This window comes from Bifidobacterium vansinderenii (assembly GCF_002234915.1).
Classification (GTDB): domain Bacteria; phylum Actinomycetota; class Actinomycetes; order Actinomycetales; family Bifidobacteriaceae; genus Galliscardovia; species Galliscardovia vansinderenii.
Genome location: NZ_NEWD01000039.1, coordinates 1 through 20,660 on the forward strand (window position 1 = coordinate 1; position 20,660 = coordinate 20,660).

At 58.7% G+C, this 20,660-nt stretch carries 12 protein-coding genes and 2 pseudogenes; 5 read left to right on the forward strand and 9 right to left on the reverse strand.

Going from position 1 to position 20,660, the window contains the following annotated elements:
• The 4 genes and pseudogenes from Tam10B_RS13310 to Tam10B_RS11815 form a co-directional block, all read left to right on the forward strand.
• Positions 1–553: pseudogene (locus tag Tam10B_RS13310) on the forward strand (IS256 family transposase); the annotation flags it as partial.
• 667 nt (positions 554–1,220) lie between these two features.
• Positions 1,221–2,000 (forward strand): SDR family oxidoreductase, encoded by a 780-nt coding sequence (locus tag Tam10B_RS11805; protein WP_093961444.1) that lies wholly within the window; start codon positions 1,221–1,223, stop codon positions 1,998–2,000.
• Positions 2,001–2,569: 569 nt separating this feature from the next.
• A complete protein-coding gene (locus tag Tam10B_RS11810; protein WP_093961445.1) occupies positions 2,570–3,211 on the forward strand; it encodes an SGNH/GDSL hydrolase family protein in 642 nt (213 codons plus the stop codon).
• A 78-nt stretch (positions 3,212–3,289) separates the two neighbouring features.
• Positions 3,290–4,266: pseudogene (locus tag Tam10B_RS11815) on the forward strand (dTDP-glucose 4,6-dehydratase).
• Positions 4,267–4,341: 75 nt separating this feature from the next.
• Here the strand turns inward: Tam10B_RS11815 and Tam10B_RS11820 are convergent.
• The 5 genes from Tam10B_RS11820 to Tam10B_RS11840 form a co-directional block, all read right to left on the reverse strand.
• Entirely contained in the window at positions 4,342–5,040 is a 699-nt protein-coding gene (locus Tam10B_RS11820; protein ID WP_093961446.1) for an NUDIX hydrolase, read from the reverse strand.
• 696 nt (positions 5,041–5,736) lie between these two features.
• On the reverse strand, positions 5,737–6,912 hold the full coding sequence (glf, locus tag Tam10B_RS11825; RefSeq protein WP_093961447.1) for a UDP-galactopyranose mutase: 1,176 nt from the start codon (positions 6,910–6,912) through the stop codon (positions 5,737–5,739).
• Positions 6,913–7,327: 415 nt separating this feature from the next.
• On the reverse strand, positions 7,328–9,430 hold the full coding sequence (locus tag Tam10B_RS11830) for a glycosyltransferase (protein WP_093961448.1): 2,103 nt from the start codon (positions 9,428–9,430) through the stop codon (positions 7,328–7,330).
• Positions 9,431–9,435: 5 nt separating this feature from the next.
• Positions 9,436–10,884, reverse strand: coding sequence for an ABC transporter ATP-binding protein (locus Tam10B_RS11835; RefSeq protein ID WP_093961449.1), 1,449 nt, complete (start codon positions 10,882–10,884; stop codon positions 9,436–9,438).
• Complete coding sequence (locus Tam10B_RS11840; RefSeq protein WP_198947606.1) at positions 10,884–11,708, reverse strand: ABC transporter permease; 825 nt, start codon at positions 11,706–11,708, stop codon at positions 10,884–10,886. The genes Tam10B_RS11835 and Tam10B_RS11840 overlap by 1 nt, the downstream gene beginning before the upstream one ends.
• Positions 11,709–12,009: 301 nt before the next feature.
• On the opposite strand from Tam10B_RS11840, the gene Tam10B_RS11845 reads away from it, so the two are divergent.
• Positions 12,010–14,235, forward strand: a complete 2,226-nt coding sequence (locus tag Tam10B_RS11845; RefSeq protein WP_093961451.1) for a glycosyltransferase — start codon at positions 12,010–12,012, stop codon at positions 14,233–14,235.
• A gap of 256 nt (positions 14,236–14,491) precedes the next feature.
• On the opposite strand, the gene tagD is transcribed toward Tam10B_RS11845, so the two are convergent.
• The 4 genes from tagD to Tam10B_RS13315 all read right to left on the reverse strand — a co-directional run.
• A complete protein-coding gene (gene tagD / locus Tam10B_RS11850) occupies positions 14,492–14,893 on the reverse strand; it encodes a glycerol-3-phosphate cytidylyltransferase (RefSeq protein ID WP_093961452.1) in 402 nt (133 codons plus the stop codon).
• A 41-nt stretch (positions 14,894–14,934) separates the two neighbouring features.
• On the reverse strand, positions 14,935–16,122 hold the full coding sequence (locus Tam10B_RS11855; RefSeq protein WP_093961453.1) for a LicD family protein: 1,188 nt from the start codon (positions 16,120–16,122) through the stop codon (positions 14,935–14,937).
• Between the two features lie 222 nt (positions 16,123–16,344).
• Positions 16,345–18,465, reverse strand: a complete 2,121-nt coding sequence (locus tag Tam10B_RS11860) for a DUF6020 family protein (protein WP_143248650.1) — start codon at positions 18,463–18,465, stop codon at positions 16,345–16,347.
• A 118-nt stretch (positions 18,466–18,583) separates the two neighbouring features.
• Positions 18,584–20,660: hypothetical protein (locus tag Tam10B_RS13315; protein ID WP_158214214.1), on the reverse strand; the 2,077-nt coding region annotated here is incomplete at its 5' end.

A 20,660-nucleotide genomic window follows, 5' to 3' on the forward strand; every position in this document is an offset into this window, starting at 1 on the left:
GGTGAAAACCGCGGACGAGGCCGCCGCATGGCTCGCCGATCTCAACGCGTGGCACGGGGAGCACGGGGATTACCTCAAGGAGAGAACCACCGCCAAACAGGATCCCATGCATGCGAGGGGCCGTAAATGGTGGTGGACGCACGAACGCCTGCGCCGCGCCTACTTCCGGCTCGTCAGGCTCAACCGCGCCGGGATGCTGTTCGCGTTCTGCGACCCCGCCATCACCAAGGACCACGGTCCGTTGCCGTCGACCACGAACCAGCTGGAGGGCGGAGTCAACGCGGTCGTCAAACGCACGCTCGGCCACCACCGGGGACTGTCGGAAGCGCATATGAAGCGTTGCTGCGAATGGACGGTGTACATGCTGACCGCGGGCCCCGATCCCATGTCGTTCGTCACCCCCGAACACTGGAGAACAACGGGAGGGGAGCCAATCGAGAACGGTGATTCCATACCCGGCACCGTTACCGCGGTGCAGCTGCCGGCCACCGGCGTCGATGCCTACGAGAACGGATTCGGCGTCAGAAAAGGCTGGGCCGGACGCTCGAAATGACCCACGCCACGCCGACAACACGCGCGAATAAGACCCACGTTTCTTTACTTAACCCGTGAATCAGCGTGAAACAAACAGAAAAGCAACCGCACGACATCCAATCGTGAGATTGTGCAGCGATGCCGCGCGGCGCTCTTTCATCGTACGCCAAAAACGCCGGTTTCTACGTAGTTTCACAAAATTTTTCGTAGTTACGTAGTGGATGAGCCCAGATCGTCCGAGGTCTCAGGAAGTCGGCGAGTGAGCATGCGCCCCATTCCACCGTGCTCCCTCCACCCCATTCCCCACCGTGCTCTCTCCGCCCCATTCCCCACCGTGCTCCCTCCACCCCATTCCCCACCGTGCTCCCTCCGAGGGAGGGAGCTGACGCGCGAACGCGCGGCTGAGGGAGGGACCCGACACCAACACAGCCTCAAGAAACCCAACCACCACACACAACCCAAACCACACCGCGCGAAACCCCTCCCTCTGTCACGACCGACGTCGCGACATCTCCCTCCCACGGAGGGAGAACACCGGGACGGAGGTTCACGGATCGCCCACGCACCGCTATGTACAATCCACGACACCCCACCACGGAGGGAGAACACCGGAACGCGGACCCCGGGGCTCACCGCCGCGACACTAGAATCGGAACCGAACACAACCCCACGCAAAGGAGCACACCATGTCACAGGAATCCTCCTCCCCCGTCTCTTCCGAATCCGCCCGCACCGCCGTGGTGACGGGCGCGTCCAGCGGCATCGGTGCCGCAACCGTCCGCACACTCACCGCCGCCGGCTGGACGGTGTTCGCACTCGCCCGACGCGAGGCCAAGCTCAACGCGCTCGCAAGCGAAACCGGCTGCACGCCGATCGTCACCGACATCACCGACGAGGAATCCACGCAGGCCGCGGTCGATCGCATTCTCGCCGCCGGCCCGGTGAAGGCGCTGGTCAACTGCGCCGGCGGCGCGATCGGCAAAGATCCGGTCGCCACGGCCAACCTCGACGACTGGCGCGCCATGTACGAGCTCAACGTGCTCGGCACGCTGCGCATCACGCAGAAGCTGTTGCCCGCGCTCAAGGAGTCGTCCGGCAGCGTGCTGGTGATCTCGTCCACCGCGGGCATCGAACCGTACGAGGGCGGCGCCGGCTACTGCGCATCCAAGTTCGCCGAACGCGTGATGGCGCGCGTGCTGCGACTGGAGCTGATCGGCGAGCCGGTGCGCGTGATCGACATCGCGCCGGGCATGGTGCACACCGACGAGTTCTCCGTCAAGCGCTTCCACGGCGACGCCGCCAAGGCCGAGGCCGTGTACGCGGGCGTGCCCGACCCGCTCAAGGCCGAGGACATCGCCGAATGCGTACGCTGGGCGCTCGAGCAGCCCGATACCGTGGACGTGGACCAGATCGTGGTTCGTCCGCGCGCCGAAGGCTCCTACACCAAGGTCTACCGCCAGGCGTGAGACCCCCGCCTTCCAAGCCTCTTCTCTCCGAGGCCAAGACCGTAAAGAAAAACGCCGGCGGCGGTTGTAGGGCTTGGACAGGCCGACAAGGCGAGTTTGATGACCGTAATCGAAGATCGCCTCGCCCTCACTTGCAGGGCAAGCTGTCGTCGGTACGTCGACCGAAGGGAGTCCCTAGCGAACGGAACACCCCTAATATGCCGTTCGCTAGGTACTTCCATGCCGGTCCTCAACATCTAACCTTGCTTCCCTAGGTTGTTGGGAAAATAGACCCCGCCAGCGCCACTTCTCCGAGCATCAAATGCAGATATTGTCTGCCATCAAGTTATCTAAAATTGTCTCCATACGAGTCCGGACTACTTCAGCAAGTACCTAGGGAAGCGAGGTTAGATGCCGGCGCCGCCTCTGATCTGCCTAGCGAAGCATGGATAGACTCAAAAAGTCAGCAAATCCCAAAGCAGCGGCAGCCACGCCCTCGGTCTCATACGACCGTCCCGCCCGTGAACACCCATCCGACCAAATACAGGCAACTGCACCACCGACCCGCCGCCTCAACCTACAGTGGAACCATGAAGAACCTACTTTGCTTCGGTGATTCCAACACGTTCGGCACCAATCCGGCCAAGCCAGGCACCCGTCACCCATTCGATGTGCGCTGGACCGGACGACTCACCACACTGCTCGGACCGCAATGGCGCGTGATCGAGGAAGGAATGGGCGGCCGCACCACGGTGTTCGACAACCCGCTCGAACCGCAGCGCGCCGGCATTCAGGCGCTGCCGATCGTACTGCAGTCTCAGCGTCCGCTCGACTGCGCGATCGTAAGCCTCGGCACGAACGATCTCAAGGAGATCTTCCACGCCTCCCCGCGCACGATCGCCGCGGCGGCCGAACAGGTGTGCGCCGCGATCCGCGACTACCCGTACGGCGGCTGCGGCCCGGCCCCGAGAATCCTGCTCGTCTCCCCCATTGCCGTGAAGCCCGGCATCTCGCGCAGCCCGTACGTCGGATTCGAGGAGGACGCCGTGGAGCGATCGCAGCGTCTGGCCCCGTTCTACCGCGAGGCTGCGGAGAGGAACGGCTGGATGTTCCTCGACGCTTCCACCGTGGCCGAGGCCAGCGACCTCGACAAGCTCCACATGGACGGCGACAGCCACGCCCGACTGGCCGAAGCGATCGCCGACATCATCCACCGCGAGTTCGCCGACTGAACCTCACCGCGTTCGGCGACTCCAAAAACCAAATCAGGACGCGGCGGGGAATCATCATCGTTCAATATCATGGAGGCCATGACCATCACGCCTTCCCCTGAACCGACCGCCGCGTCCACTCCGAGCACCCCGCCCCTGCACACGCCCCGCAGCCTGCTCATCACCGGCGGCGCGGGATTCATCGGCGCGAACTTCGTGCATTGGGTCGCCGCCAACCATCCGAACGCGCGCATGACGGTGCTCGACGCGCTCACCTACGCCGGCAATCGCGCCAGTCTCAACGGCGTCGCCCCTGACCGACTCGCATTCGTCCACGGCGACATCTGCGAACGCACGCTGGTCGAGCGGCTTCTGCACGAGCAGAACATCGACACGATCGTGCATTTCGCCGCGACATCCGATTCCACCACATCTCCACCGACGAGGTGTACGGCGATCTGACGCTCGACGAGCCGTGCAAGTTCACGGAGACCACGGCGTACAATCCGTCAAGCCCATATTCGGCATCGAAGGCGGCGAGCGATCATCTGGTGCGCGCGTGGCATCGCACGTATGGCTTGGCGACGACGATCTCGAACTGCTCAAATAATTACGGCGCGTATCAGCATGTGGAAAAGTTCATTCCGCGGCAGATCACGAACATCCTCGCCGGGATCCGCCCGAAGCTGTATGGACAGGGGCTGGCCGTGCGCGACTGGATTCATGTGGACGATCATTGCGACGCGGTGTGGCGGATTCTCACGCATGGCCGCGTGGGCGAAACGTATCTGGTGGGCGCGGACGGCGAGCGCAGCAACATCGATGTGCTGCGCATGATTCTGCAGCGGATGGGCCTGCCGGAGGACGCGTTCGATCATGTGAACGATCGTCCGGGCGGCGATCGCCGGTATGCGATCGATGCGTCGAAGATCATGCGGGAGTTGGGTTGGCGGCCGCGGCATGCGGATTTCGCGCACGGTTTAGATCAGACGATCGAATGGTATCGCACGCACGAGGACTGGTGGCGCCCCGCGAAGGCCGCCACGGAGGAGAAGTACCGGCTTCAGGGGCACTGATTGTTGAGGCGGGTCGGGAGATTATGCGCGCCACTCCTTAGCCGCGCTTTATCCCCCGACCTCGCTCTGCCGCCCTTACTCCTCGATCTCCTCTTCCGCCTCGCGGCGGGTCTTCCAGATCAGGTAGGCGGCCAGGGTGATGCCGTCCATGATGTTGCCTTCGGCGATCATCGTGTCGATCTCCTCGGGGGTGAGCCATGCGAGGGTAGCGCCATCGAGATCGTCCAGGCCAGCAAGAGTGCCGTCGGAGAGCACGCCGGCCTCGTCGAGCGAGTCCGAATCGACGTCGAGCTCCACCACGGCGATGGAGTCGCGCAGCTTGCACGTGTCGGCGTGCATCATCTGCAGCAGGCGACGGGACGTGGCCTTCACGCCGGCCTCGCTCGCCAGCTCGCGCTCGGCGGTGGCGCCGGAAACCTCGCCGGGGGCACCCATGCTGCGCGGGAACTCCCATTCGAACGAGTCGGTGGCAATGCGCCAGTGGCGGGCGAGTAGCAGACGGCCCTCGTGCACGGCGATACACACCGCGCCGGGCTGGCCGCCATTCACCTGGGCAAAGAGGATGGGATGCACCTGCGCCGCCTCATCGGCGTTTTCGGGGGCATTCTCGCCCGCACCCGCAACTACGGGGGTGTCATCCACGCTCACATCGGCCTGAATAACGGTGAACTGGGCCTCGTCATCACCCTGAAACACGACCTTCTCGTCGTGCACGATCAGGTTCGATTCGAGTCCGGTACGAATAGCGGCCACGGTGCCGTTGACGTCGGTCATTGGTCCTCCACACTACGTAGGAATTTCATCACTGTGTGTCAGACTACTCCCAGAATGCCGGGAATTCAGCCGATTCCAGCAATCCTGAGACTCTTTGAACGATCTTTTTTCGGATTTTCAGATGCGATGTGCGAGTGAACACGAAAACTGAACATTGCTACACGAAAAATGTTCGGTTTTGGGGTGTGGGATAGGGGGTGTTTTCTTCGCCTGGTTCACAACTCGAAGATACCGAAAATCGAACCGCTAAATTTCAAGTCTCAGATGAAGGTATCTTCGAGTTGTGAACCGCCGCTCCCGGAGACCCCGAAAATCCGGCTCCTAGGAGCTCACAAAACACCCCATTCCCGCACACAAGCTCACAATCCCGCCACGGACACCGAATGCCGGGGCTCGAACCCCTTTACGCGACCCAACCCGGACGAGATTCGTACCGACGTTCGCGGTTACGACGCGGTACCTCTCGTAGCCCGACCAAATCCGGAAGATTTCCACGGGCATGTCCCAGTGCATCTTCGCACGCCCGCACGCATCCCTACACTCCGCAATGCCTCTTCATCGCATATCCCCCAATCCTCATAACACAATCGGCGGCCGGAATGGCTGAAGGACTCCTACGAGTGCCTTACATACCATTCCGACCGCCGATACGATCAGAAGATCACGAGCGGAACGGAGATTCCTACTTCGAGATCACTACTTCTTCAGCAGCGGCTCCACCTGCTCCTCGTACGCGGTGAGCGCGGTGTCGATCACGTTGTGCATGTCGTAGTACTTGTACGTGCCGAGACGGCCGCCGAACACGACCTTCGGCTCGGCCGCGGCCTTCTCTGCGTAGCGCGCGTACAGCTCCTTGTCGGCGTCGGTGTTCACCGGGTAGTACGGCTCGTCGCCGCGTTCGGCGAAGCGGGAGTACTCCTCCCACACCACGGTCTTCTCGTGGTTCTGCTGGTTGTAGCGCTCCGGGTTGAAGTTCTTGAACTCGATGGCGCGGGTGTACGGCACGTCGGCGTCGGAGAAGTTCATGACCGGGCAGCCGAAGTGGTCGTCCTCGTCGTAGCGGACCTCCTTGAAGTCCACGGTGCGCCACTTGAGGTCGCCGAGCTCGTAGTCGAAGTAGCGGTCGACCGGGCCGGTGTAGACCACGGGCACGCCGGCGGCGAGCAGCGCCTTCTTGTTGAACGGCTGGGACTCGTCGAAGAAGTCGACGCCGAGGGTCACGTGGATGCGCGGATCGTCGATCATGCGTTCCATCCACTTGGTGTAGCCGTCCTTGGGCAGGCCCTCCCAGGTGTCCTTGAAGTAGCGGTTGTCGTAGTTGTAGCGCACGGGCAGACGCTTGATGATGTCGGCCGGCAGCTCGCTCGGGTCGGTCTGCCACTGCTTGGCGGTGTAGTTCTTGATGAACGCCTCGTACAGCGGGCGGCCGATCAGCTGGATGCCCTTGTCGTTGAGGTTCTGCGGATCCGTGCCCGCCAGCTCGCCCGCCTGCTCGGCGATGAGCGCCTTGGCCTCGGCCGGCGTGTAGTGCGCGCGGAAGAACTGGTTGATCGTGCCCAGGTTGGTGGGCAGCGGGTAGACCTCGCCGTTGTGCGTGGCGTACACGCGGTGCACGTAGTCGGTGAACTCGGTGAAGCGGTTGACGTAGTCCCACACGCGCTTGTTGGAGGTGTGGAACAGGTGCGCGCCGTACTTGTGGATCTCGGCGCCGGTCTCCTCGTCCACGTAGGAGTAGGCGTTGCCGCCGATGTGATCGCGGACGTCGATGATCTCAACCTTCACGCCCAGGTGCTCCACCGCCTGCTGCGCGACCGTCAGTCCGAACAGACCGGCGCCGACGATCACCAGATCCGGGTAGGTGTTCTCAGCCATGTGCAACCTTTCTATGTTTGATTTTCCGCTACGGACCATAGTACTTGCGACGATGCCAAGCGGCTTTGGCGCAGGACTCCGTCGGGCGAGGCCGTGCAATGCGCACAGGTGGCGCGGGCAGTGTGGGCCTGCATTCGAGGGATTCACAGCGCGAATACCCCGTTCCCCGCTATTCACAGCACCAAACACCCGTCGCGAGGGGCCTCAGACTTCCGATAGGCGCTGCGAATCGCAGATTCCGTCAACCTTGCCGGACTTTTTGGGGCGCCAAATGGACGTTCTCAGCTCTTTGGGGCGCCAAATTCCCGAAAATCGACGCGAAAATGGGAAGTTGACGCCCCAAAGAGCAGATTTCGGGATGTTGACGCCCCAGATCCCAACATCTGAAGCGCCAACAGCCCGAATAGCGCAAACCCTACTTCTTCAGGGAGTCGCCACCCTGCTCCGCAGCCGCCGCGGCCTTGTCCACGGCGAAGATGCGGCGCCACGTTTCGATCGACGGCAGATCGTACGCACGGTATTCGGCGGAGAGTCGCTTCCAATTGCGCACGAGCTCGCTGGCCAGACGGTAGCCCTCCCACATGCTCTTGCGGAAGCGCGGATTGTCACGCTTGAACCAAGCCACCGAGTTACCGTCGGGCGTGGTGACCAGCGCCGAGTCGATGCCGGCGAACGCGAGCCACGTCCACGCGGTGTCCTGCGCGGTGATCGCCACGTCGGGCTTGGCACCCGCGCCCACGCGCGCACGACGCCCCGGCATCAGGCTGCGCACGATCTGACGGATACCACCCTTGCGACGCGCCTTCGCTCCCTGCGGACGGTAGCGCGGCGACACGAGCTCGTGATCCGGCTCCGGGAAGTCGTCGAAGCTGGGCTTGGCCTGCGCGTCGGTGAACTGTCCGCGCAGTTCGCGCATCTCACCGAGTTTGGTGGGCAGGCAGTCGACGATATACTGCGGTCCGCGCAGGATGTCGCGCAGCGCCTGGTGACGCAGCGCCATGGCAGAGTAGATGAATCGCAGTCCAAGGCTGGCGTCGCTGTACAGGTTCTCGAAGATCACGCGACGCGACGGCTCGGGCTTGAGCATCAGCGCAGCGATCCAACGGTTGCGGTTGGTGAAATACTCCTCCCACGTACGCGCGTTGTCCTTGCCATGCCACGCCTGATGCCACACGGCCACGCCCGGCAGGCACACCGTCGGGAATCCGGCGCGCTTGGCACGCAGACCGTATTCGATGTCGTCGAACTTGATGAATACGGGCAGCGACAGACCGATCTTCTTGAGCACAGCGACGGGGATCATGCACATCCACCAGCCGTTGAAGTCCTCGTCCACGCGCTGATGACGTTCGGGCGCGTCACGCAGCGGCTCGACGGAGAAGTCGTGGTTGTAGCCCATGCCGCGCGACGGGACCATCCACATGCGGTACCAGTCCACGCGCTCGCCCTGCGAGTAGAGCACGGTGCGGTTGTCGAGGTGGAGCATGCCGCCGCCGACGAGCGTGGGGCGCACGGTGTAGTCGGAGAACTGCAGTGCGCGCAGAATCGCCTCGGGCTCGCTGATGGCGTCGTCGTCGAGCAGCAGGCAGTATGTGCTCTTGCCGGCCTCCACGGTTTCGAACATGCCGCGCGAGAAGCCGCCGGAGCCGCCGAGGTTGCGCTGGCGGATGTAGGTGAGCTGCGGGCCGAGTTCCTTGGCCACGGCCGGGAATCCGGTCTGGTTCTGCACCAGATCGGTGCCCTGATCGGTGCAGTAGATGGTGTCGAGACGCTTGCGCAGTTCGGTGGCCTCGCTCATGGCGACGAGCTGATTGAGGCAGTACGACGGACGATTGAACGTGGCGATGGCGATGGACAGCGTGGTGTTGGCATCGGCCACGCGACGGTCCTGCGGCACCTGCCATGCGGCGTGCGTGATGGTCAGATCGTTGGCGGAGGACGCTTCGGCGTCGAACCAGAAGTAGCCGCCGTCCATGAGATCGGTCATCGGCACTTCCGCTGCGATGGTGCGGTTGCGTGCCACCTTGGTGGAGCCGGAGCCCTCGACGGTGATCGTGGCGACCGGGAACGAGAGTCCGCGTCCGTTGGAACGGTAGAGCAGCACGCGTCCGGTGCCGCTTGCGGTGGCGACGAATCGTACGGAGTCGACGCGCGTCCAGCGACGCCAGTAGCTGGCGGGGAACGCGTTGAAGAACGTGCACAGTGAGGTGCGCTGACCGGCCGTCACGCGGATCTCGTCGCGCGAGGTGACGGTGAACGAGTCGGTGCGCACGCCGCCGGATGCGCCGACGCCGGCCACCGAGCCGCGCACGAGATGCTGGAACTTGGACTCGTTCATCTGTCCGAATTCCAGAGTCTTCATGTCGATGCGCGAATCCAGCATGGTTTCGGAAAGATGCTGGGGCGTCCAGTCGATCGCGTACAGCGGCATGGTCAGATCGGCGTCACGCGTGGGGTAGACGATGCGGACCACGGTCTCCCAGGTGCGGGACGCGGAGTCGGATTTGGAATCAGCCATTGCTATCACTTTCCTTCGGTTTTCACTGCCTGACCAGTCGCGGTCGTAGTCTCGGCTGCGTCGTCGGCTGCGACGGACACGCCGGCCTTGGTCTTTGCGAGCTGGGCTTCGATCTGTGCCACCTTGCCGGTGATCTCCACGTCGTCGCCCACGGGTTCGATCTGCAGCGCGCGGTTGTTGATCAGCGCGTAGTCCCAGTTGCGCGGGTCGCGGATCACGAACGTGCAGGCGCGCTCATCGACGGCCACGGCCACCATGTCGGTGTTGTTCGGATTGGCGGGGCTGGGCGTGCGCAGCGAGGTGAACAGTCGGAATTCGCCGTTGTTGAACAGGTTGAGCGGCATTTCGAAGTGCACGGTGTGGTGGCCGTGCTCCTTCATCTTGAACGTCTTGGCGCCGGTGTCGAACGTGATGCCGCCGCGGCGGATGTCGTGCAGCGCGATCGCCAGATAGAAGTCGCCCGGCTCGTCGTACTGGTATTCCACGGCGAAGCGGAACGTGTCGGAGCTCTTGCACACCTCGTTGGATTCGGCGTACGTGCGCAGGATCGGGCAGCGCTCGTTCAGGCCGTTCGGGTAGATGCCCTGTTCGCGCACCTTGGCGGCGGCCTTCTCACCCTTCTTCTTTTCGGCCTCAATGTTGGCCAGCGTGTAGCGGTCGGCCACGGACTCGGTGTTGCCGCGGGCCACGATCTCGCCGTCCTGGATCATGATGGCGTTCGTGCAGTACTTCTTCACGGAGCCCATGTCGTGCGTCACGAGGATCACGGTCTTGGTGGGGTCCTTCTTCACTTCGGTGAAGAAGTCGTCGCACTTGCGCTGGAACGCCTCGTCGCCCACGGCCAGCACCTCGTCGAGTACGAGGATGTCGCCCTGGGCCTTGATGGCCACGGAGAACGCGAGTCGCACCTGCATGCCGGACGAGTAGTTCTTGAGCTTCTGGTCCATGAACTCCTCGAGCTCGGCGAATTCGACGATGTCGTCGTACATCGCGTCGATCTCTTCGGTGGTGAAGCCCAGCAGGCAGCCGTTGAGGTACACGTTCTCACGACCGGTGAGCTCCGGGTTGAAGCCCACGCCGAGTTCGATGAACGGCACGAGCTTGCCCTTCACGCTCACGCTGCCCTTGTTCGGGTAGTAGATCTGCGAGATGATCTTCAGGAGCGTGGACTTGCCACCGCCGTTGCGGCCGACGATGCCGAAGAACTCGCCCTGGTGTACCTGGAAGTCGATGTCTTTGAGCACTTCCTGGGTCTTGTAGCCCTTGATGCCCTTGGTCCAGTTGATGAACGCCTGCTTGAGGCCGGTGGCCTGCTCAGTCGGCAGCTTGAAGCTCTTGCCGACGTGGTTCACGGACAGCACCACGGGGGCGTCTGCGAACGGGGTCTTGGAGGCCTTGGCCACGGCTGCGGTCTCGGTCGCGTTCTCGGCCACGGTTTTGTTCTTCTCGCTCATCACATCACCTCCGCGAACTTACGGCTGTTCACACGGAACACGTGGATGCCCACCCACAGCAGAATCACGGTCAGGGCCAGCGGAATCGCCGGCACCCACCAGTGGCCGAACTGGTTCCACACGGTAGGCTGGGTCTCCGGAGCGATGAAGTTGTGGCGGATGTCCTGAATGGTCTGCGCAATCGGGTTGAGCAGCTCGAAACGGGCCACCTCGGCGTAGAAGCCGCCCTTGCTGGTCACATAGCTCAGCGGGTAGATGATCGGCATGCCGTAGAAGATGAGCTGCTGCAGCACCTCCCAGATGTGCGCGATGTCGCGATAATAGGCGTACATGGTGCTGAAGATCAATGCCATGCCGAGCGCGAGCGCCCATAGCTGGATCACGTTCAGCGGCAGCAATAGCACGCGCCACGTGAAGTGCACATGGTTGAAGAGCGCGAAGATGAGCACCACCACGTAGTTGATGGCGAGGCTGATCATGGATCCGCAGGTTGCCGACACCACGACGATGTAGTTCGGGAAGTGGATCTTGCGCAGCAGGTCTCCTCGGTCGACGATGGCGTGCAGGCCGATGGAGGTGGCCTCGGCCACGAAGTTCCACGAGCAGATGCCGAGCAGCAGCACGACGGGGTATGTGGGGGTTCCGTCGGTCATGCGGAGGAACTTGCCGAACACCACATACATCACTGCGAACAGCATCAGCGGCTTGAGCACGGACCATGCCACGCCGAGGAACGAGCCTTGGTATCGCAGTTTGAAATCAGTCTTGACCAGTCCACGCAGCACGATCAGCGCGTAGCTGTACCGGTCCTGGATTCGTTTCATCACTGTCTTCACGGCGTTCCATCGTATCAGCGAGCCGATATAACAACGCTTTGGGCCCCTTTGATGGTCACATGGTCTGCGCATAGGGGCTTTTGCGGTTCACAAATCGAAGATACACCTCGCATGCCATTGAAATTCCAACGTCTTATCCGGGTATCTTCGATTTGTGTACCGGAGAGAGTTCATAAAGCTGCAGGAGCGGTTCACAAATCGGAGATACCCGGAACAATCCGCATGATTTCAACAAGCAAACGGACGTATCTTCGATTTGTGTTCCCCTTATCACGGTATTATCGAAGGTATGCCCAAAATCTCGATTATCGTTCCGATCTATAACGTCGAAACCTACCTGACGCAGTGTCTTGAATCCATCCGAGTGCAGACGTTCAAGGACTGGGAATGCCTGATGTTCTCCGATGGCAGCAAGGACGGCTCGCTGGACATCATGAAGTCCTTCGCAGCCAAGGATGACCGTTTCAAGGTCATCGACAAGAAGAACGAAGGCTACGGCGCCACCTGCAACCGCGGTCTCGAAATGGCGCAGGGCGAGTGGATCAGCATCATTGAGCCCGACGATTTCATCGACCCGAACATGTACGCCCGACTGCTGGGCAGCGCCTCGTCCACGCAGGGCACGGTCGACATCATCAAGAGCTCCTACTGGCTGTTCTACGACGGCCACGACGGCTACAAGGATGCGCTGCTGACCCCGAACCTGTCGAACATGATGCCGCAGCGCCGCACCGAGTTCACGCTCAACGAGTTCGCGGAGCCGTTCTACCACCACCCGTCCATCTGGTCGGCGATCTACCGCAAGGCCTTCCTCAATGGCGACAACAAGGCCGGCATGACGATCCGCTTCAAGCCCATCCCCGGCGCCGGCTGGACCGACAACCCGTTCTTCGCACAGACGATGGTGCTGGCCGACCGCATCTCCTGGCTGCCCGGCAAGTACTACTACTATCGTCAGACCAACCCGGGCGCGTCCTCGCTGCTCAAGGACTACCGCATGCCGTTCGACCGCCTGCGCGAGATGCGTGCGTTCCTCGATACGCAGGACATCTCCGACGACGTGCGTCACGCGTTCTACTCGCGCGAGTTCGACTACATCACCTCCGTGATCGGCGAGTTCGGATTCGACGACAAGGACGAGGAAATCCGCAGCCTGATCCGCGAGGTCTTCGACTCCATGGACCGCAAGGAAGTGCTGCTCATGCTCGGCCGCCTGCGTCCCGAGTTCGTGGACTACTACCTTGACTTCATGGGCGAATCCTACGAGATCCACCCGCACGAGCGTCCGGTTGCTCCGGAGCTGTCGATCGTGCTGCTCACCAAGGACGCCCGCTCTTGGATCGTGGATGCGTTCGAGGCGTATTCGAAGTTCAAGAACCTGCCGTGCGAGTTCGTGATTGTGGACGCCGGCTCGCAGGACAGCACCGTGAACGTGGCCCGTCAGTTCGCGGCCAAGGACAAGCGCTTCACCGTGCGCGAGCTGCCGTCCGACGCCACCATGACCGAGCTGGTGGACGAGGCGCTCGCCACCGTGCGCGGCACGTACACCATGTTCATCCCCTCGCACTTCGTGATCGGCGAGAAGACGCTGCGCGCGGCCCTGGCCGGCGCCCGCCGCACCAACTCCGACATCGCGCTGCTCGACATCGGCAACATCCACTGCGACTACCTGATCGAGAAGCTGCTCAACAAGGGCTACGGCACCCCCGAGTCCTACATGGACGCCCCCGAGAACAAGCGTGGCCCGATCTACGGCCCGTTCTCCGCGACCGACATCCCCGAACTGGCGATGGCCTCGAACCGCGACTACTCGTGGCACAAGGTGTACAACACCGCGTTCCTGAAGAACCACGGCTTCAAGGCCGACGAACACGACATCGCCGACAACCTGCTCGGTCTGGGCGCGCAGGCGCTGCTGGCCACCGAATCGCTGGTGTTCCTCGACCTCAAGACCGACTGGGATATCCGCGACATCCAGCGCAAGCAGGTGGGCGGCGCGTTCTGGCTGTCGCTCGAGAAGATCATCCCCTACACCTCCGAGCCGGAGACCGACATCGAGTCCGTGCTGGCCGTGGGCGAGATGCTGCGCGAGCGCGGCGTGTACGACACGTTCGAGAAGAGCTACCTGAACATGCTGCTCAGCAGCTTCATGTTCGGCCTGCAGACCCGCTACACGCCCGAACGCATCACCGAGTTCCTGGACACGTACCTCGACAAGGTGGCCGCCACGCTTGACATCGACAAGCACGGCGCGCTGTACTTCTACGACACCGACGCGTTCAACAACTTCCAGAAGATCACGTTCGGCGGCGCGCGCACGCTGGACCTGTGGCTGGAGGAACGCGCGCTCGCCGACGAGGACGGCATCTTCGGCCGCGACAAGGCACTGGAGGAGATCCATCGCTCCGCCCGTTTCCGCATCGGCGAGAACGCGGTGAACACGATGAAGCGCTTCGCTCCGTCGAGTCTCGTGGCCACCGCCCAAGAGAAGGCCCGCCTCCTCAAGCGCGGCTGAGCGAGCGGCGTCCCCCGTCCTTCCCTCTGAAAGAGTCCGCCTATCATAGGTGGACTCTTTCCTTTCTATCCTTCCCCTTGAGGGGAAGGCGCCCACCAACGGCAGGCTCTCTTCTCTCCTATCCTTCCCCTTGAGGGGAAGGTGTCCGCCAACGGCGGACGGATGAGGTGCCCACCCAACAACCCCCAACACCAAGAGAGGCGACCCACAAGGGCCGCCTCTTTCCATATGCCTTATATATCGATCTTTTCCCGAGTTACGCCTCGGGCACCAGATGCTCAAGGTCTCCCTTGATCTTGGACGTACTGATCTCCGGCGTACGCGACAGATACACGACATCGCACACGTCCTTGAGATCGTCGAACTTGCCTTTCCAGTCGGAGCCCATCACAAAAGTGTCGACCTGATACAGCAGCACATCGTTGCGTTTCTGCTCCCACGCTTCCTCGGGGATTACCAGATCCACGTATCGCAGTGACTCCAGCAGTTCCTTGCGCTGCTTGTAGGGGAAGTAAGCCTTCTTTCCCTTGCCGGCATTGAATTCGTCGGTCGAAAGGCCGACGATCAGGTAGTCGCCGAGCTCACGGGCGCGCTTGAGCAGGTTGATATGGCCGTAATGTAGCAGATCGAACGTGCCGTAGGTGATTACACGTCGCATGATTGGTGTTGTCCTCTCGTGTCGTCTTTCTCGTTCTCTTCTCAGTCGTTGGATGCGTTACTGTCAGACGCGTTATCGTCGTCGCATTCGTCGGATACGGATTGCGCAATCGAATCCCTGACGTCGGACTGTTCCACCAGCGTGGGGTCGACGTGGACGAAATGACTGTTGATATCCTTCGGCAGTGCGTAGATATCGCCATAGTTGCGATTGAGAATCGTCATCGGCTTTGCCGGAACCAGATAGTCATGGCCTTCGAATGACAGCGAACCATTCGGGAACATGTCGTTGACATCGTACAGACGGATCGCGCGATTGTCGATGTTGTCGATGCCGTACATGACGCCCGTGGCCTCCGATTCAGGCACCACGAGCCCCAGATTCTCCATCTCCCGCTGAGATTGGGCGAAGATTTCGGCGAATTCCCCCGCCTCCGGTTCCGTGGACTGCAGATAGCCATGATCCAGCCAGCGCTCGTAGTTGTCTGTGCGCAGATTCTCGATCAGACGGTCACGTACCTTCTGACGTTCGTCGTACAGCGAGACGGAAGTGGTGTTCACGTAGTCATAGAGGAAGATGTCCACGAAGCAGGGGTTGGTGGTGTCGGCCGACATGAATCGAATCTGACGGCAGAACACATACGGGTCGAATACGATCGAAACGCGGTATTTCCGGCTTTCTTCGGAATTCTTGTCGTTGACGATCACGATCAGCCGGTCCACGTCATCGCGCATCATGCCGAGATCGGTATCGTCGTCCCACGGAATGAACCCGCCGTGACGCACGGCACCCAGAAGAGAGCCAAAATCCAGCCAGTACTTCAGATCATGACGCCGGCACAGCTGGTCGAATTCCTCCATAAGCCGAGCACTGCCGTTCTGGATGAGACGCTTGGCACCCGTGGCTTTAGGCAGGGAGTGGAAGAAACGCTCCTTGGCCTGTTGCAGGGTTTCGTCGTCGCGACGATAGTTCTCCCATGCGAACATCTTCATGTGCGAGTCGTGCGCGTCCAGATCGGTGTCGATGCGGTCGAATCGCGGCAGCAGCACCTCGTGCACCTTATAGTTCAGATTCATGTTGATACCGTTGTCGGCCTGCTCGATACGTGCGAACAGCACGTCCTTGATCTCATGAATCTCTCGACGCAGATCTTCGAGTTCATTACGCGTCTGGGCGACCGCCCGCTTCGATGAGGGCAGGTGCCCGGCAAACTTATGGAACGAGGACATGACTTCTTCCTCTCCTCAGCGTAGGTACTACAGAGTTTCGGTGATTACTACATAGTAATACGTGAACGGGAGGCGAAGAGAGGGTGAACTATCGGAAACCTCAGAGCAGTCGATTACAAAGTGATCTCGAATGCAATCGAGTTTTTGGAAAAATTCCGGCATGTCGGCAGCTCAAAACTGCCTGTGCACAATTCGGCAGCCAACACACCGGAACTCAAGCGATCATTCCTTGACTGTGGAAGCTTCCGCCAGATTCTTACCGCCGTTTAATTCGATGAACGGTATGGCGATGATCATTATGGCGCCGAAAGCCAGCGTCCATGTGTATCGGGTTTGGTGTGCGAGAAGCAGCAGTAATGTCATTATTGTCAATACCCAAGGTGTATAGAACACTAAATTCTGATACTTCTTCTTCCACAGGCAAATCATCAGTGATATCACGGGAATCCACACAACATAAGTGGCTTCGCTCATGAAGAATGAGACACCCGGCATGTGAGCAAGGAAAGCATAAATCACCGACCCATACTCCTGCGGCTTAGACTTTTCTGCCGATGTGAAATCGCTATGGTATTGAGGAAGAATGACCTTGTCAGTTCCCATGTCTTCCCATCCACCACGCACATACCAGCCTTCATCATAAAAAGCTCCCATAGTGAAAGGATCTTTTAGCCATGGGACTGCATGAAGATAGCTCAGCGGATGACGCACCCCCAGCTTTATCCATAAAGCCATGAAGTTGACGACATCTTTAGAAGATGCATCCCTGTTAAAGCAACGGTCTTTCAAGGCATCATCACTATTGATCTCTCTCTTGGCATCCTGTAAAGCAAATATGTCAACAAGATCAGATGTGCTACACGTATTAACCGCATTGATAATGGCACGATCATTGGAAGACAGCGATTCTTCATGATTTACAGCGGTGTACATTGTCTGTTGGAAGAAAACACCTACGGTTTCCTGACGTCCACCAGAGGCAATATGCAACGCAGGAAAAGCAACAGATGAAATCACTGACAACAAAATGACAGGAATGACAGCGACTGCAATCGAGCGAACACGGCGCTTCAAGAAAAGAGCAAGAACCAAGAACGTTGCCGCAAAGATTTCCAGAGAAATCTTTCGCATCTCTGCACAAATAACGAAAAGCACAATCAAAGCAATAACAAGCCATATCTTCACAGGAAGGTCCTGTCTCAATCTTCTGACGTACTCAACAATCAGCAGCATGAACAGCAAAAAGAACGGCAAAGCTGTCGCATCCTTAACTACAACCATCGCCGTTCTTGCAAAAATCGGAGTAAAGCAAATAAACAGCAAAAAGAGGACACCAAACTTCCAGTCCAACTTCAAAACGCCTGTAAAATAATTGATAATTATGGCAAATGCTGCAGCTACCCCAACTGTCTGCAGAACAGCCAAAATCCACAAGCCCCACGCCTCGCTGCCCAATAGATTTGTTCCAAAACTATCAAAGAAACCATAGATGACTGTATCCAGCCAAGGATGATGATCACTCATCGCATAGCCAGGAAGCATCTCATGAGACGAAGGATCCCAGACCTTACCACTTTTGACCCACATTAGCTGCGCAACCGTATCAGCAGCAATATTGGCCGGCCACAGAAAAATCATCCATGGAACCCAACAAATGACGATGAGAGAAAAAAGTTTTACAATGCTCAGAACTGAAAACCTACTCAACGCATTCTTAATAAACGACAGCCTCAAACAACATCCAGAGAAGATATCCTTGGACGCCCTGCAAAGCGATGCGCAACGCTTTCCATTAGCTTCTGTATCAGAATTTTTATAACGCAAAACGTACAGGATAATTGAAATCAATGCGCAGAGAGTAGCTGCAATACCGAAGTATCTGACCGCGACATAAACCCAATACCAAACTGTCTTATACTCATTTGCAATGGCAGGAGGATTTAGAAATGTATTAAAAATAGACTGCTCATGAGAAGAATTGTGAGGACGCAAAACGAGGGAAAACGTCAGCAGAACAACAAATACAACAATGTAACGTTTTGCTCTGATATCGAAATCCCCAAAAGAAATCCAACCAAAGTAATGAATAATAAAAAACACCGAAAAAAGGAGGACCCCTAGAACAGGCCCATATATACCTATATATTGGGAAAGGTCGCCAATAAATAACTTAAATCCGGCAAATATTGTCTCACTCGAGAAACCGGCAGTAAAGGCAATACACGATACAGCAGCCAATGCCACAGTACCTACAAAAAAACACATCGGGAATCGTTTAAGGAACGTATTCCCTTGGCCATTTAGATAAACTTCTTTAATCTCTACCTTTGAACTATCAGTCATTCTAAATCCTCAATCAAGGTGTATTTTCAAAAGTTTTCGAGAATACGCTCGATCCAGAAGACTGACTAGCCCGGTTGAGGCTGCTCTCCGTTGAACAGCCTCAACCGATAATCCCTACTTAAGCTTGCCCTGCGTAGAATCCCATGAACCACGACTTGACGGTCAAGTACAAGTCTGGATTCGTATTGGTCAACGCGCTGTACCGTCCGGTCGAGAAGGTCCCGAAGCCGTAGATGAAGACGGTGAACAGAATGAGCACGACCAGCAGAACGAGGAATGCGGTCTTCAATTGCGTACAATCGTAGACCCCCCCCCGTTCAAGATTTCCGAAGGCGGATTCAATGGAGAAGATCGTCAGCATGGCGAGCAGGGCGGCCATCCATGCGAAATCACCGTGATAGCGGTTGGTAATGCCAGCACCGGAGACGTCCACCAGGGAAACCACGACCATGGAGATCGCGAGCACCCAGGCGAGACCGTACACGTGCGCCTTCTTCATCGTCTTGCGGAACACAAAGAACAGCAGACCGATCAGAGCCACGGGCACAATCATGAAATAGCCGCCGAGGCTCGGCTCGCTCGGAGACGGCAGTGTGTTGTTGATCGCCTGCACGAACGGGAACACGCCTCCGACCGAGGTCGGCTGGAACAGCTGCATCAGCCACATGGCCGGTACGGCGAAGCGTGACGGATGCACCTCGGTCATGTTGAACCCGGTCAGGTTGTAGTTCGCGCCGAAGTTCAGTAGGGAGCCGAAGCGGGCGTAGTTGTACCACATCCACGGCACGGCGGCCATGAAGAACGGCACGAAGGCGCAGATGGTCTGCACGAGCCCCTTCCTGGAGAAGAGCTCTCGCGTGGCCGTGATCTCCTTCCAGAACAGCGGGAACGCCAGCAGGCAAGCGATCATGAACTGCGGGCGGCATCCGAGATTGCATGCCATGAGCAGCGAGCCTAGGAAGATACGCAATGCAGACAACTCTCCAGACCGCTTGCGGGCATGAATCCACAGCAGTAGCGCGCCTACGGTGAACGCCAACGAAGAGACGATCGGCACACTGTAGAAATCAGTCATGTAACCGAAATATGAGAGATCCACTGCAAGCGGGGCAAAGATCGACATCAGCAGCACCATGCCCCAAGAAGCAGTATCTGCAAAGTAACGCTTGGCAACGCTCGCAACCAGTACGGACAGCAGGATAATCGAGATGACGCCCATAATCATGATGGCCAACGACGTAGGCATCCACTGTCCGGTGATCGCCTTGAAGGGAACGAACATCAGCAGGGCGGGAAGCGCACCGAAATACGTGTAGTACTTACCATCGAAGAAAGCGTAATCCCAGAACACAGGAGCACTTTCCGAGCCGAAGTCGTGACGAGCGGTGTAATCGTAAGGATTCTGCAGTTGCGCAAGCTGAGGGTCTACAGGCAGATCCAAATACAAGTGACCGTTCAAGAAAGCATCAGCCAGATGCTGATACTGGTATGGGTCAACCCAGTGGTTGAATGTCATATTGAAATGAGGCCCTTCAGTATGAGTGAAGGTGCACAGAGCGACAAATACCACGCAAGAGAGGCCTGTTAAGGAAGCGAGAGAGATCTTCTGGCGAATATCACCAAGATCATAATTTTCTCGGTACAGAGAAGAACCGGGACGGAAATAAATAATAAACGCCCCAATAAGAAGCATTATTCCAATGCGAGCAATACTAATCGTAAAGGGAATTGTTGAATTTAATTCAATGCCAGAGAAAGCAACCTTCTGGTCTACCTTCCCCCTGAAATAAATGCGCACGGAATCAGCATCAGAACTCGGCAGCATCGCATACTGAGTAATTGGCTTAGCCGTATATGACAGCACTTCCGACGACGAATCGTACCAAGCTCCGGACGCCGAGCTGCGCCATTCTCCGTTCTTTTCCAATGAAACTGAGTAAACGACTTGCTCACCACGAGGAACATTCACGTCCCCGGTCATGATTCGAACGGCTTCCAGCCTCGGACGAACTCCGTCACTCGTGTCAATCGGCACTTCCACGAATGCGTTCTCTGGATCCGTGATCACGAACGAATCAGAACCATCTTTTTTCAACCCGGAGCCGATGATCTGATTACCTACATTGACTTCGTCATGCGAAGCGGTTCGCCAATGAGCAAGATTGAAAACAAAAGTTTCAGCAATCATGATGAGG